This is a genomic window from Metapseudomonas otitidis, assembly GCF_011397855.1.
Taxonomy (GTDB): domain Bacteria; phylum Pseudomonadota; class Gammaproteobacteria; order Pseudomonadales; family Pseudomonadaceae; genus Metapseudomonas; species Metapseudomonas otitidis.
In genome coordinates this window covers 3,607,064-3,619,960 of the sequence record NZ_AP022642.1, presented here as the reverse complement: position 1 = coordinate 3,619,960, position 12,897 = coordinate 3,607,064, and the positions used below count along the sequence as shown (strand labels likewise).

The 12,897-nt window shown below is 67.1% G+C and carries 15 protein-coding genes; 1 reads left to right on the top strand and 14 read right to left on the bottom strand.

What is annotated here, in order from left to right; all coding sequences use genetic code 11:
• Positions 1 to 2: 2 nt before the first annotated feature.
• From PotMrB4_RS16510 to katB, 13 genes are all read right to left on the bottom strand, one after another.
• Positions 3 to 308: a DUF6482 family protein gene (locus tag PotMrB4_RS16510; RefSeq protein WP_044399893.1), complete on the bottom strand. Its 306-nt coding sequence runs from the start codon at positions 306 to 308 to the stop codon at positions 3 to 5.
• A gap of 24 nt (positions 309 to 332) precedes the next feature.
• Complete coding sequence (locus tag PotMrB4_RS16505) at positions 333 to 1,034, bottom strand: SDR family NAD(P)-dependent oxidoreductase (RefSeq protein WP_172433946.1); 702 nt, start codon at positions 1,032 to 1,034, stop codon at positions 333 to 335.
• A gap of 7 nt (positions 1,035 to 1,041) precedes the next feature.
• The gene (locus tag PotMrB4_RS16500; protein WP_172433945.1) at positions 1,042 to 1,566 is read right to left on the bottom strand and encodes a DUF3833 domain-containing protein; all 525 of its coding nucleotides are present in this window, start codon (positions 1,564 to 1,566) and stop codon (positions 1,042 to 1,044) included.
• Between the two features lie 170 nt (positions 1,567 to 1,736).
• The gene (locus PotMrB4_RS16495) at positions 1,737 to 2,894 is read right to left on the bottom strand and encodes a glutathionylspermidine synthase family protein (RefSeq protein ID WP_172433944.1); all 1,158 of its coding nucleotides are present in this window, start codon (positions 2,892 to 2,894) and stop codon (positions 1,737 to 1,739) included.
• A gap of 9 nt (positions 2,895 to 2,903) precedes the next feature.
• Positions 2,904 to 3,635, bottom strand: coding sequence for a DUF1190 domain-containing protein (locus tag PotMrB4_RS16490; RefSeq protein ID WP_044399880.1), 732 nt, complete (start codon positions 3,633 to 3,635; stop codon positions 2,904 to 2,906).
• 23 nt (positions 3,636 to 3,658) lie between these two features.
• The gene (locus PotMrB4_RS16485) at positions 3,659 to 4,084 is read right to left on the bottom strand and encodes a DUF350 domain-containing protein (RefSeq protein WP_044399877.1); all 426 of its coding nucleotides are present in this window, start codon (positions 4,082 to 4,084) and stop codon (positions 3,659 to 3,661) included.
• Positions 4,085 to 4,100: 16 nt separating this feature from the next.
• Complete coding sequence (locus PotMrB4_RS16480) at positions 4,101 to 4,763, bottom strand: DUF2491 family protein (protein ID WP_142008490.1); 663 nt, start codon at positions 4,761 to 4,763, stop codon at positions 4,101 to 4,103.
• Entirely contained in the window at positions 4,760 to 5,785 is a 1,026-nt protein-coding gene (locus tag PotMrB4_RS16475; RefSeq protein ID WP_172433943.1) for an ion channel, read from the bottom strand. The genes PotMrB4_RS16480 and PotMrB4_RS16475 overlap by 4 nt, the downstream gene beginning before the upstream one ends.
• Before the next feature lie 58 nt (positions 5,786 to 5,843).
• Positions 5,844 to 6,401, bottom strand: coding sequence for a rhomboid family intramembrane serine protease (locus PotMrB4_RS16470; protein ID WP_142008494.1), 558 nt, complete (start codon positions 6,399 to 6,401; stop codon positions 5,844 to 5,846).
• A gap of 63 nt (positions 6,402 to 6,464) precedes the next feature.
• Positions 6,465 to 7,169: a PspA/IM30 family protein gene (locus tag PotMrB4_RS16465; protein ID WP_044399865.1), complete on the bottom strand. Its 705-nt coding sequence runs from the start codon at positions 7,167 to 7,169 to the stop codon at positions 6,465 to 6,467.
• Positions 7,170 to 7,195: 26 nt separating this feature from the next.
• Entirely contained in the window at positions 7,196 to 7,852 is a 657-nt protein-coding gene (locus PotMrB4_RS16460; RefSeq protein ID WP_172433942.1) for a YjfI family protein, read from the bottom strand.
• A 176-nt stretch (positions 7,853 to 8,028) separates the two neighbouring features.
• Positions 8,029 to 8,556: an ankyrin repeat domain-containing protein gene (locus PotMrB4_RS16455; RefSeq protein WP_172433941.1), complete on the bottom strand. Its 528-nt coding sequence runs from the start codon at positions 8,554 to 8,556 to the stop codon at positions 8,029 to 8,031.
• A gap of 46 nt (positions 8,557 to 8,602) precedes the next feature.
• Entirely contained in the window at positions 8,603 to 10,081 is a 1,479-nt protein-coding gene (katB, locus tag PotMrB4_RS16450; protein ID WP_394354040.1) for a catalase KatB, read from the bottom strand.
• Between the two features lie 253 nt (positions 10,082 to 10,334).
• Between katB and PotMrB4_RS16445 the strand changes: the two genes are divergently transcribed.
• Positions 10,335 to 11,234 carry a hydrogen peroxide-inducible genes activator gene (locus PotMrB4_RS16445; RefSeq protein ID WP_172433939.1) on the top strand — a complete coding sequence of 300 codons (900 nt, stop codon included), beginning with the start codon at positions 10,335 to 10,337 and terminating at the stop codon, positions 11,232 to 11,234.
• 7 nt (positions 11,235 to 11,241) lie between these two features.
• Here the strand turns inward: PotMrB4_RS16445 and PotMrB4_RS16440 are convergent, their stop codons facing one another.
• On the bottom strand, positions 11,242 to 12,855 hold the full coding sequence (locus tag PotMrB4_RS16440) for an FMN-binding glutamate synthase family protein (protein WP_172433938.1): 1,614 nt from the start codon (positions 12,853 to 12,855) through the stop codon (positions 11,242 to 11,244).
• Positions 12,856 to 12,897 lie beyond the last annotated feature (42 nt).

Genomic DNA, 12,897 nt, shown 5'->3' with positions numbered 1-12,897 from the left:
CGTTACCAGGCCGATTGCAGGGAGATCGGCAGGCGCATCGGCTCCTGCGGGCCGCCGCCGAGGCCGCAGGCTTCGTCCTGCACCACCTGCTGCACGAGGTGGAAGGGCACCGGGGTGATGCCCTGGAGCACGTCGCGGGCCTGGGTCATGGAGCGCAGGTGGAGCACCTTGCCCTGTTCGTCGAGCACCGGCTCGCAGCGCTGTGGGGTGATGGCGTGGAGGACGTAGTTACCGCCTTCCAGGGCGATCAGTTCGAGGCTGTTGAGCTGTTGGGACTGGGCGAGGTTGAACAGCTGCTGCAGGTTCATGGCACGTTCCTCTCGTGGGGTGGTTCACCAGGGCAGGGGCTCGCCGGTGTAGGCGTAGAGGCCGCCGCTGGCCTCGGGGCCGGCGCGGTCGATGACCGCCAGCAGCTGCTCCGCGGCATCGGCCGGCGGGCGGCCCGTCTCCCCGCCCCGGAAGGGCTGCGAGAGGCGGGTGTTCACGGTGCCGGGATGCAGCGCCAGGACCACGCTGGCCGGCTGCCGGCGGGCGAGTTCGATGGCGGCTGTCTTCACCAGCATGTTCAGGGCGGCCTTGGAGGCGCGGTAGCTGTACCAGCCGCCGAGGCGGTTGTCGCCGATGCTGCCGACCTTGGCCGAGAGCAGCGCGAGGACGCTGCGGCGGCGGTCCAGCAGGCCGCTGAAATGACGCAGCACCAGGGCCGGGCCGAAGGTGTTGGCCTGGAAGGTGGCCAGCAGCTGGGCGTGGTTCAGGTCGCCCAGTTTCTTCTCGGGCATGAACTGCTCGGTGTGCAGCAGGCCGGCGGCATTGATGATCACCTGGAACGGCCCGAGGGCTTCCACAGTGCGGGCGGCCGCTTCGATGCTGGCCTCGTCGGTGAGGTCCAGCCGGGGCGTGCTGCTACGGCCCAGGCCCAGGGCGAGGCCGCAGCGCGGGTCGGCGGCCAGGGCATCGAGCAGGGCGCCGCCGATGCCGCCGCTGGCGCCGATCACCAGGGCGCGGTAGCCGTCGGGGAAGCTGGGCAGGGTCATGGTGGGTTCAGTCCCGCTTGCGGAAGAACAGGGTGACCTGGCCCAGCTCGACGCCGAACTTGGTCATGAAGGAGCGGTTGGCCAGGGTGCGGTCGTCCAGCAGGTACATCCAGTCGTCGAAGTTGACGTGGTAGGTGGTGCCGTCCACCGGCAGCTCCAGCACATAGCGCCAGCGCAAGGCGTTGCCGGCGACTTCGCCCTCGGCCACGCCGACCACGTCCGGGGCGGTGCCGCGCCAGTGGTTGGGGCCTTCGGGGCGCAGGGTCCAGACCCGCTGCTGGCGGGTGCCGTCGCTGTAGGTGAAGCGCTCGTCGAGGATCAGCCGGCCGGCTTCCTCGCGGCCCTGGATGTCGACGTGGAAACGCTTGATCACCTTGCCGGAGCGGTCCTGGAACATGCCCCAGGCGTCCACCCCGCCGACGAAGTAGCGGCGCAGGTCCAGGGTGGGGTTCTCGTCCTTGTAGTCGCCCACTTCCACCTGGCTGCAGGCGCTGAGCAGCAGGCAGAAGAGCAAGGCCAATCGCGATTTCATGGTGGGCTCCGTAAAAAGTTGTACATGGATGGAGTGAATGTACAAGAAAAGCTGTATTTGTCGAGTGTTTGTATAGGATTTCGGGCGGCACGGGACAGCCGGCTGCCCGAGGTGGGCAGCCGGTGGGGATCGGGTGGGGGAGAGGGGCGGAGCGGTGGGGGCGGTGCGGGTCAGTCGAGGACGACGTGGGGCAGGAAGCGGCTGGTGTCCTTGGTGATCAGGCTGTCGTCCTCGCGGATGCCCATGCCCGAGGCGGTGTCGCCGATGACCCAGGAGCCGATCAGGGTGTAGCTGTCGCCGAACTTCGGCAGCGGGGCGAACTGCTGGAGGATGTAGGGCGCGTCGGTGTAGGGGCCGTCTTCGGCGATGCGTTCGTCGCCTTCGGTGCGGATCTCGATGTTGGCGCCTTCGCGGGAGAAGAACGGCTTGCGCACCCAGCCCTTGGGCACCGGGGCACGCGGGTCGGCGTCGAGGTGGCTGGGCAGCAGGTTGGGGTGGCCCTCGTTGAACTTCCACAGCAGCGGGAGGATGCCCTTGTTGCTGATGATGGATTTCCACGCGGGTTCGACGAACTGGGTGTCGCAGCGTGGCACGGCTTCGCCGAAGGGCTCGCGGAAGATGTGCTCCCAGGCGTGCAGCTTGAACAGCCGGGGAATCCAGTTGCCCTGCAGGTCGACGAAGCGACCTTCGGCGGTGAGGCCGATGTCTTCGATGTCGATGTGCCGGGCGTCGATGCCCGCCAGCCCGGCCATGCGCCCGAGGAAGTCGGTGGTGCCCCGGTCTTCCACCGAGCCGGCAATGGCGGAGAAGTAGAAGGGGGTGTCCTTGGCGAAGGTGTCGAAGGCGCGGATCAGGTCTTCGGCCAGGGTGTTGAACTGGTCGGCCTCGGCGGGCAGGGCGCCGCGGCGGATCTGGTCCTCCAGCCAGAGCAGTTGCACCGAGGCGCACTCCAGCAGGGAGGTGGGGGTGTCGGCGTTGATCTCCAGCAGCTTGGCCGGGCCGCGCCCGTCATAGCTGAAGTCCATGCGCCCGTAGAGGTGCGGGTGGCCTTCCTTCCAGGAGGTGCGGACCAGATCGAAGAACGCCGGCGGAATCGCCAGGCCGCTGAGCAGTTCCTCGCTCTCCACCACGCGCTCGACCACGTCCAGGCACATCTGGTGCAGCTCACGGGTGGGCTGCTCGATGTCCTGGGTGACCTGTTCACGGGTGAAGCGGTAGTAGCCGCTTTCGTCCCAGTAACGCTCGCCGTCGATGGTGTGGAAGGCGAAGCCTTCGCGCTCTACGCGCTCACGCCAGTCGGGGCGTTCGTCGATGCTGATCTTGTGCATGGCCTGTCCTTAGCCGCCGAAGCCGAAACCGCCGGTTTTGCCGCCCCAGCCACCGCGTGCGTTGGCTTCGCTGCCAAAGCCGCCACGGGAGATGGTGGAACCCACCGCCGAGCTGGTGCTGCCGGTCTTGCTGCTCAGGCTCTTGCCCAGGGTCTGCTGGGTGTAGGTGGAGGAGGGGCTGCTGCGGGCCTGGGTGGAGCGGCTGAAGGTCTTGCCCTGCTCGATCTGCCGGGACAGCGTTGAGGTGGAGTAGCCACCCCGGGTGTCGCGGTACTGGTAGATCGGCTGGGAATAGTAGTGGTTGCCGCTGTTGCCCATCATGTGGCCGATCAGCAGGCCGGTGAGCAGGCTGTTGTCGCTGTGGCCGGTGCTCTGCACCACCTGCTGCTGGGCCTGCTCGTAGGTGTCGCGGCTGACCTGGTTGGTCATGGACAGCTCGAAGCCGGCCAGGCGCGGCATGAACTTGCCGTCCGAGGTGGCCTGGCAGTAGCCGGGCACGAAGTCGGCGTCGCAGGCGTCCTTGCTGTCGTAGGTGGGGGCGATGGCGCGGTGGTCGGCCATGGCGGTCATGTAGGCATCGGAGCAGACGTCCACGGGGAACTTGTCGGCGACGCAGGCCTGCACGTTCTTGAAGGTCTTGGTGGCGGTGACCTGGACCGTGTCCTGGGGCTTGCTGCAGCCGGCGATGGCCAGCGGCAGGGCGCCGGCCAGGACCAGCTGTACGGAGTTGCGCTTTCTCATCGGGGTGTCCTCGCGTCGCCGTCTCAGGTCGAGGGGGTCATGCAGGCGGAGTTGAGGAAGCCGATGCTGATGGCCACCGAGGCGGAGTAGATGGCAGCGGCGTGCTCGCCACGGGCAATGCGCCCCGGCAGGTCCTTGAGCACCAGGCTGGCGACGAAGAAGGCCAGCAGCTGGACGATGGCGGCGATCACCACCCAGACCACGAAGTCCAGGACGCTGACGCTGTAGGCGATGATGTTGCTGGCCGGCAGGGCGAAGCCCACCAGGGAGCCACCCAGGGCAACGGCGGCGGCGCTGTTGCCTTCGCGGATCAGGGCGAATTCCTTGTGCGGGGTGATGCGCGTGTAGACGAACTGGAACAGCGCGAACAGGGCGGCCGCCACCAGGATGTACACGGCGAAGCCGAGTACGGCCGGGGCGTTGAGGGACATGCGCAGGGCGTCGAGCATGTGGGGTCTTCCTTGGTCAGAGAACGTTGATGTCGGTGATCTGCAGCGTCACGCCCACCGCGGTGGTGAGGCTGATGACGCCGTCTTCGTCTTCCTCCACCGAGAAGAGCAGGAACTCCCTCCGGTTGAGCAAGCCGATCTCGCGGGCATAGAGCATGCTGTGGTGCTCGATGCCATAGCTGGCTTCGGGGCTGACGACGAACTCGCGCAGGGGCACCAGCTCGGTCTGGCCGTCCTCGCTGCCCCACTGGCGGATGTATTCCTCACCCTCCAGCTCGTACAGCGGCATGCCGATGCGGGCGTTGGGGCCGGCCAGGCGCATCAGCTCGTCGCGGCTGTTGATGGCCGTCACCTGGTGGTAGCCGAAGAGGATGATGGACTCGATGTCGCTGTCGTCCGGGCCGTTCATCAGCACCTGGAGGAAGTAGTCCTCGTCGTCCAGGTAGAAGCGTTTGATGCGGGTGGACTGGCCCAGCTCCAGGGTGCCGACGGCCCAGACCTTTTCGTCGCCGGGGATCTCGACCCCGGTCTGGCCGTCCAGCAGGGCCTTCAGGGAGCGGTCCAGGCACAGCATGCGGCCGGCGGCCAGGCCCAGGGGCTGGCTGTCGCTGACGTGGCGGGTGCCGGTGTTGCTGGGCAGGGGCGGCTCCAGGCCGAGCCAGCGCTTGAGGGTGCTCAAAGGGCGTCTCCTTGCAGGCGGTCAGTGGCGATGTAGAAGATCTCGCCGCCTTCGACGTTCAGCTCGTTGGCGGGGTTGATGGCGAACTGGGCGGCGCCCGGCGCGCGGTAGCCGATCAGCGTGGCGCCGTGCTCCTGGCGCAGGCGGATGTACAGCTCGCCGCAGGTGGTGCGCAGGCTGGCCGGCAGCACGTGGCGGTATTGGGTGGCGCCTTCGCCGACACACAGCAGCTCGGTGACCACGGCGCTGGAGCCCGGGTCCTGGGAGGCGCGCACCAGCATCTCGATGGCCATGTTGGAGGTGCACTCCAGCTCCGGGGCGTAGCGGCGGGCGAGGGCTGCGCGCTCGGAATCGTTGAAGTGGGCGACCACATGGCCGGAGGTGCCGATGGCCTTGAGGGTGAGGACGATGGCCAGGGTCAGGCTGTCGGAACGGGTGTGCACCAGGATGCGCTCGGCCCCTTCGACGCCGGCGCGGCGCAGCAGCGAGGGGGTGTCGAGGGAGTCGCCACGGACGAAGGAGGCGCGGCCGGGCAGCGGGTTCTCTTCGATCAGGGCGTCGCAGATCACCAGGTTGTCATCGCGGGTGGTCACGTCCTGGTAGAGCAGCTCGACGATGCGCTCGCTGGCTTCGCCTTCCCAGCCGATCAGCACGGTGTGGCCCTTGAGGGTCGAGTAATCGCCCAGTCCCTTCATGTTCTTTCTCCAGAGTTCGCCGACGGAGGTGGATGCCTTGCCGATCACGGCGGTGAGCAGGGCGATGCCGCCGAGCATGATCCACAGGGTGGTGACCAGCTTGCCGGGTGCGGTCTTCGGCGAGAGGTCGCCGTAGCCCACGGTGGTGGCGGTGGTCAGGTAGAAGTAGGTGAAGTCGATGCCCTGGGTCAGGTGCTCTTCACCGGCCAGGGTCAACAGCAGGTAGGACAGGCTGTAGTGCCCCGCCAGCAGCATGCCGATGCCGGCCCAGCCGAAGCGCTGGAAGAAGGCCGAGGTGTGGTAACGCAACAGCAGCATCAAGGACATGGCATCCACTCCAACAATCTGTCCATTCGGGGCCGGGTGATGATCCCGGCGCGCCGTTTCAGTTTCCTTGCACGTCCAGCCGCTTCGAGTGCATCAGCCAGGCCACCAGCACACCGGCGACGGCACCGGCGATGTGGGACTCCACCGACACGCCCGGCACCGGGATGAACCCGTACACCAGGCCGCTGTAGCCGGCCAGGGCCGCCAGGGCCACCAGCAGGCTGGCGAAGCTGCGCTGGAACCAGGCCCGTGCCAGCAGGTAGGTCCAGAGGCCGAAGATCAGCCCGCTGGCACCGACGTGCACGCTGGTTCGCCCGAACACCCACACCAGGGCGCCGCCGAGCAGGGTCACCAGCAGCGCGACGCGCAGGTAGCGGCCCAGGCCTTCGGTGCTGACCAGCCAGCTGAGGACGATGAAGGGAACCAGATTGCTCAACAGGTGACGGAAGGATCCGTGCAGGAACGGGGCGAAGATTACACCCTGCAGGCCGTAAATGCTGCGGGGAATGATGCCATGGCGTACGAGACTGTCGCCGGTGACGCTATTGACGATCTGGATGACGACCATGAGGGCCGCCAGGACGAGGATGACGCGGATGCGCTTGCCGGACTCCATGGTGGCGTCCCGAACTCCATGCGAAAGGGGGCAGGGCGGGCGGTTGCCCACCCTGCGGGGGTGTTACTGGGCGCTGTCCGAGGACTGCTTGGCCTTCAGGCGGGCCAGCACGTCGGCGGCGCTGCCGCTCTGGGCGCCGATGCCGGCTTCCTGCAGGCGGCGCTCCAGGTCGCCACCGTTGGCGGCGGTCTGCATTTCCTCGGCGGCGGCCAGGCGGGCGTCCTGCTCGTCCTGGCGCTGGCGCAGGCGGTTCAGGCTGTCCAGGGCGGACTCCACCTTGCCGTTGGCGCCACCGGTGGCTTCGGCGGTGGCGACGCGGGCGCGCTGCACCACTTCGCGGGCCTTGGCCATCTCGATCTGCTGCTTCAGGCTCTTCAGCTGGCCTTCGGCCTTGTTGACCTGGGCGTGCAGCATGTCGGCCTGCTTGCCGAACTGCTCGGCCTGGTTCTTCTCCTGGTCACGCTGAGCTTCCAGTTCGGCGATCTTGTTGGCGCACTCCAGGGCCAGGCCTTCTTCGCCCTTGTTCAGCGCGGCGGTGGCCTTGCTTTCCCAGTTGGCGATGTCGTTGCCCAGGCTTTCCAGGCGCTGCTGGGACAGCTTCTGCTTGGCCTTGATGTCCACCAGGCCGTTGCGGGCCTGCAGTACGGCCTTGTCGGCGTCACGCATTTCCTGCTCGAGGATGCGGATGGCGTTGGCGTCGACGATGGCTTCGCCGACTTCCGAGGCACCGCCACGTACGGCGGTGATGATTTTTTTCCAGATGCTCATGGGGCTTCTCCTACGGGGGAATTCGGTCAGGCCTTGAAGTGGTCTTCGAAGGCTTCGACGGCGCGGATCACGTTCTCGGCCAGGGTGAAGACCTCCTGCACGATGACGGTCAGCGACGAGGCTGCGCTGAGGGCGCCGAACATGGAGTACACCTCCTGCCCGTCGATCACTTCGACCCCGACCGAGGACAGCGGGAACAGGTCGCGGGTACGCAGTACCAGGGCGTTGAAGTAGTGCGGGTCCTTCACGTCGCTGACCGGTACCAGGGTGGCGTCGACCATGATGTGGTCGCCTTGCACCGCCAGGTAGATCGGCAGGTCGCCGTATTCGGTCATGGTCAGCTTCAGGCCGGCCTGCTCGCCCTCGGCGACGCTCAGCAGGATTTCACCTGTGGCCACCAGTTCCAGTTCGGCCAGGGCGCTGTGAAGCGAGCTGAGGGTCCAGTTGCTGTTCTCGGTCATGTAGTCCTCCAGTTTGACTCGGTCGCCCAGAAAGGGCTGCCGTAACGCTCTCTCGATGCCTTTAAGGGCGTTCACGTTTTCGGGAAGGATCCAGAATTCGCGCTTCACCAAACCCGCATCGCGAAGTCGGTTCCTCATATCGCGGACATAGTCGGCAGAAGTCTTGCCCTTGGGCGAAGTAGCCTTCCGTTCGGTCGTATCCGTGGTCTTCTTGCGAGGCATTTCGCTCCTCCTCAAGTGCAACGGAGCGAACATTACGCCGGTCCGAGCGGTTGCGCAATTCCTTACATGAAAGATTTTATGAATCTTTCATGTAAGTATTTTTTTGCGGCTTTTACGGTCCTGCGCAAACGCCCGGCACAGGGCCGGGCGCGTGGCATTGCAGAGGGGAAGGGGCTTCAGCGGGTGCGGATCTCGCCGTTGGCGAGGCTGTGGGCGTCGTTGCCCATGGCGTCCTTGAGGTCCAGGTCCGCGCCCTTGCGGCGCAGAGCCTCCAGCAGCTCGGTGCGCTGGAACAGGGCGGCGTACATGGCAGCGGTCTGCCCGGCGGCGTTGCGCTGGTCGGTGGGGCAGTCGGCCTGCATCAGGCGCCGGGCTATGCCCAGTTCGGCCTTGAAGATGGCGCCCATCAGGGCGGTGTTGCCGCGTTGGTCCTGCAGGCAGGGGTTGGCGCCGGCGGCCAGCAGGGCGTCCACGGCCTCGGTGTGGCCGTGGTAGGCGGCGAGGATCAGGGCGCTGTAGCCCTTGGCGTCCTGGGTGTCGAGGTCGTAGCCGGCCTCGATGAAGGTGGCGAGCATGTCGGTGCGACCGTTGCGCGCGGCCTCGAAGAAGTAGTCGGCCAACTGGGCCTTGATGGCGGCCTCGTCCGGTTGCGCGGCGACCGCCAGGCTGCTGGCCAGCAGCAGGGTGCAGAGTAGGCCTTTCATCGCAGGCTCCAGGGGCCGGCCCGCATGAAGCGGGCCGGCGGTTGGGTCAGTCGGAGAGTTTCGCGGCCAGGGCCTTCACCTTGGCCAGGTCGCCACCGGCCACCTGGGTGACGCGGGTGCCGTAGTCGGCATCGGCCTTGTAGAGGAAGGACAGCATGATGTGCTTGCTCTCGCTGTCGGTGCCGGCCAGGGACTGGCCGAAGCTGTTCACCAGGTCCTGCTTCTCCTTGCGGCTGTAGGAGCGGTACAGGTCACCGGCCTGCTTGAAGTTCTGCTCGCGCTGGATGCGGCGCTGCTGGGTGGTGCCTTGCAGCGGGGTTTCCACGTAGCGGGCGGCGGTCATCTCTTCACGCGGCTCCAGGCGGCTCGGCTGGTAGTTCACGCCGCTCAGGCTATGGCCGGCGTTCATCGCGCCGTCCTGGTTGCCGTTGTTGACCGGGACCTTCGGGCGGTTGACCGGCAGCGACAGGCCGTTGGCGCCGACGCGGTAGAGCTGGGTGTCGGCGTAGGCGAACACGCGGCCCTGCAGCAGGCGGTCTTCGGAGGGCTCGATGCCGGGCACCAGGTTGGACGGTGCCATGGCCACCTGCTCGGTCTCCTGGAAGAAGTTGTCGACGTTGCGGTTCAGCACCATCTGGCCGACCTTGCGCTCCGGCACGTCAGGCCAGACCTTGGTGGCGTCCAGCGGGTCGAACTCGAAGCGCGCCAGGTCCTCGGGCTTGAGCACCTGCACGTAGAGGTCCCACTTCGGGTAGTCGCCCTTGGCAATGGCGTTCACCAGGTCGTTGGTCATGTGGCTGTAGTCCTTGCCCTGGACGGCCTCCACTTCCTTCGGGTCGAGGTTGCGGATGCCCTGCAGGCTCTTCCAGTGGAACTTCACGTAGCTGACCTCGCCCTTGGCGTTGACCAGCTTGTAGGCGTGCACGCCGTTGCCGTCCATGAAGCGGTAGCCGGCCGGGGTGCCCTCGTTGGAGTAGAGCAGGGTCAGGGTGCGGATGGCCTCGGGGTGATGGGAGAAGAAGTCGAAGCGGCGCGAGTCATCGTCCAGGTTGGTGCGCGGGTCCGGCTTGAAGGCGTGGACCATGTCCGGGAACTTGATGGCGTCGCGGATGAAGAAGGTGGGGAAGTTGTTGCCCACCAGGTCCCAGTTGCCGTCGGCGGTGTAGAACTTGGTGGCGAAGCCGCGCGGGTCACGCAGGGTTTCCGGCGAGTGGTTGCCGTGCACCACCGAGGAGAAGCGCACGAACACCGGGGTGCGCTCGCCGTTGCGGAACAGCTTGGCGACGGTCAGGTCGGCGAGGTCCGCCGTGGCGGTGAACTCACCGTGGGCGCCGGTGCCCCGGGCATGCACCACGCGCTCGGGGATGCGTTCGCGGTCGAAACGCTGCAGCTTCTGGATCAGTTGTACGTCCTGCAGCAGCACGGAGCCGTTGGGGCCGGCCGTTTGCGAGTTCTGGTTGTCACCCACGGGGGCGCCGTTGTCGCGGGTCAGCGGGGCGGCCATCGCGGTGGAGAGGTTGAGCATGAAGGCCGATGCCAGGCCGAGGGCCAGGCCGTTGCGGCTATGAATGGACATTTTCGTCTCCTGATGTCTCTGGTTCGGGTTACTGCCGGGCAGACCTTAGGAACATCAGGGCACTGTTAATAATGAATTTTGGGCAGTCGCCCGATTAAGAAATATGAACGGGGAAGCCCGCGCGCGCTCGCTACAGTACCCCGGCCTTCACTGACTGGAGCCATACCGCGATGCCCTGGGGCATCGTCGAGCCGGGAAGCCTATGACCTTGACCGAACTGCGTTACGCCGTGGCCTTGGCCGATACGCAACACTTCGGCCGCGCCGCCGAGCGCTGCCACGTCAGCCAGTCCACCCTCTCGGTGGGCATCAAGCGGCTGGAGGACGACCTGGGGGTCGCCCTGTTCGAGCGCGCCCGGGGCGCGGTGCAGCTCACCCCCATCGGCCACAGCATCGTCGAGCGTGCCCAACGCGTGCTGGTGGAAGCCAATGGCGTGCTGGAGCTGGCCCACGTCGGCCGCAACCAGTTGGGGTCGCCGCTGCGTATCGGCGCCATCTACACCATCGGCCCGTACCTGTTCCCGCACCTGGTGCCCCAGCTGCACACCGTGGCGCCGCAGATGCCGCTGTACATCGAGGAGAATTTCACCCACGTGCTGCGTGACCGCCTGCGTGCAGGCGAGCTGGATGCGCTGATCGTCGCCATGCCCTTCAGCGAGCCGGACGTGCTGACCAAGGTGCTCTACGACGAAGCCCTGTACGTGGCGATGCCGGCCGACCACCCGCTGGCCGACACGCCCAGGGTGGACGCCCGCCACCTGCGCGACGAGCCGCTGTTGCTGCTGGGGGAAGGGCACTGCTTCCGTGACCGGGTGCTGGAGACTTGCCCCCCGGCCCAGCGCGAGGCGGGTGGCCGCGCCACGCACCTGGAGGCCAGCTCCCTGGAGACCATCCGCCACATGGTGGCGTCCGGGCTGGGGGTTTCGGTGTTGCCGCATTCGGCGCTGGATGGCCATGCCACGGGCAACCTGGCGATCCGCCCCTTCGCCCCGCCGGCGCCGTTCCGCCAGGTGGCCATCGCCTGGCGCGCGAGCTTTTCTCGCCCGCGCGCCATCGATGTGCTGGCCGACTCGGTCAGGCTTTGTTCGGTGCGCCCGACCTAGGCCGGGCTCACCAGCCGCAGGCCGCCTCGAAGCTGTCGGCGCGGGCCATGGCCCACATGTGGGCGTAGAAGTCGGCTTCGAGGTCGTCCCGCAGCAGGTCGCCCGGCTTGAGGAAGACGTGGAGCTGGGAGAACAGGCGGATCTCCCGGTCGGACACGCGCCGCACCAGGTGGCGCGGTTCGAGCTGGGAGGGGTGCTCCAGGCCGGCGGCGGCGAGCATCTCGGCCAGAGCCTTGAGGGTGTTGCGGTGGAAGTTGAACACCCGCTCGGCCTTGTCCGGCACCACCAGGGCGCGCTGGCGCAGCGGGTCCTGGGTGGCCACGCCGGTGGGGCATTTGTTGGTGTGGCAGCTCTGGCTCTGGATGCAGCCGATGGCGAACATGAAGCCCCGTGCGGAGTTGGCCCAGTCGGCGCCGATGGCCAGCACGCTGGCGATGTCGAAGGCGCTGACGATCTTGCCGCTGGCGCCCAGGCGGATCTTGTCCCGCAGGTTCAGCCCCACCAGCACGTTGTGCACGAACAGCAGCCCTTCGCGCAGCGGCACGCCGATGTGGTCGGTGAATTCCAGGGGCGCCGCGCCGGTGCCGCCTTCGGTGCCGTCGACGACGATGAAGTCCGGCAGGATGCCGGTCTCCAGCATGGCCTTGGCGATGCCCATGAACTCCCAGGGGTGGCCGATGCACAGCTTGAAGCCCACCGGCTTGCCCCCGGAAAGCTCACGCAGGCGCTCGATGAACTGCAGCATCTCGATGGGGGTGGAGAAGGCGCTGTGGCGGGACGGGGAGATGCAGTCCTCGCCCATGGGCACGCCGCGGGTGAGGGCGATTTCCTCGGTGACCTTGTGCTTGGGCAGGATGCCGCCGTGGCCGGGCTTGGCGCCCTGGCTGAGCTTGATCTCGATCATCCGCACCTGCGGACTGGCGGCCTGGGCGGCGAAGCGCTCCGGGTCGAACTGGCCGGTGGCGGTGCGGCAGCCGAAATAGCCGCTGCCCAGTTCCCACACCAGGTCGCCGCCGTGTTCGCGGTGGTAGGGGCTGATGCTGCCCTCGCCGGTGTCGTGGTAGAAGTTGCCGCGCCGGGCACCCTGGTTCAGCGCGCGGATGGCGTTGGCACTGAGGGAGCCGAAGCTCATGGCGGAGATGTTGAACACCGAGGCGGAGTAGGGGTGCTTGCACTGCGGGCCGCCGATCACCACGCGGAAGCTGGACGGGTCGCTCAGCGGCGCCGGGCGCATGGAGTGGCCGATGAACTCGAAGCCGGGCTGGTACACGTCGATCAGCGTGCCGAAGGGCTTGTCGGCGCCCTCGTTCTTGGCGCGGGCGTAGACCAGCGAGCGCTGGGCGCGGGAGAAAGGCAGCTGTTCGCCATCGCCCTCCAGCAGGTACTGGCGGATTTCCGGGCGGATGCCCTCCACCAGGTAGCGGATGTTGCCCAGGATCGGGTAGTTGCGCCGTACGGCGTGGCGGTCCTGCAGCAGGTCGACGATGCCCAGCAGGCTGAGCAGGGCGGTGAGCAGGGTCAGCGGCCAGAGCCACTCGTGGTGGATGAAGGGCAGGGTGACCAGGGTGAAGAGCACGCAGAAGGCGAAGAACGCATAGCGGCTGAGAAGCGACAGGTTCATGCGGGTTCCTTGTGGGGAGAGTGCGCGGCACAGCTTAGCGGA

Coding starts and splice junctions, on each gene's coding strand:
- PotMrB4_RS16510 (WP_044399893.1), bottom strand. CDS start 308: ATGAACCTGCAGCAGCTGTTCAACCTCGCCCAGTCCCAACAGCTCAAC.
- PotMrB4_RS16505 (WP_172433946.1), bottom strand. CDS start 1,034: ATGACCCTGCCCAGCTTCCCCGACGGCTACCGCGCCCTGGTGATCGGC.
- PotMrB4_RS16500 (WP_172433945.1), bottom strand. CDS start 1,566: ATGAAATCGCGATTGGCCTTGCTCTTCTGCCTGCTGCTCAGCGCCTGC.
- PotMrB4_RS16495 (WP_172433944.1), bottom strand. CDS start 2,894: ATGCACAAGATCAGCATCGACGAACGCCCCGACTGGCGTGAGCGCGTA.
- PotMrB4_RS16490 (WP_044399880.1), bottom strand. CDS start 3,635: ATGAGAAAGCGCAACTCCGTACAGCTGGTCCTGGCCGGCGCCCTGCCG.
- PotMrB4_RS16485 (WP_044399877.1), bottom strand. CDS start 4,084: ATGCTCGACGCCCTGCGCATGTCCCTCAACGCCCCGGCCGTACTCGGC.
- PotMrB4_RS16475 (WP_172433943.1), bottom strand. CDS start 5,785: ATGTCCTTGATGCTGCTGTTGCGTTACCACACCTCGGCCTTCTTCCAG.
- PotMrB4_RS16470 (WP_142008494.1), bottom strand. CDS start 6,401: ATGGAGTCCGGCAAGCGCATCCGCGTCATCCTCGTCCTGGCGGCCCTC.
- PotMrB4_RS16465 (WP_044399865.1), bottom strand. CDS start 7,169: ATGAGCATCTGGAAAAAAATCATCACCGCCGTACGTGGCGGTGCCTCG.
- PotMrB4_RS16460 (WP_172433942.1), bottom strand. CDS start 7,852: ATGCCTCGCAAGAAGACCACGGATACGACCGAACGGAAGGCTACTTCG.
- PotMrB4_RS16455 (WP_172433941.1), bottom strand. CDS start 8,556: ATGAAAGGCCTACTCTGCACCCTGCTGCTGGCCAGCAGCCTGGCGGTC.
- katB (WP_394354040.1), bottom strand. CDS start 10,081: ATGCTCAACCTCTCCACCGCGATGGCCGCCCCGCTGACCCGCGACAAC.
- PotMrB4_RS16445 (WP_172433939.1), top strand. CDS start 10,335: ATGACCTTGACCGAACTGCGTTACGCCGTGGCCTTGGCCGATACGCAA.
- PotMrB4_RS16440 (WP_172433938.1), bottom strand. CDS start 12,855: ATGAACCTGTCGCTTCTCAGCCGCTATGCGTTCTTCGCCTTCTGCGTG.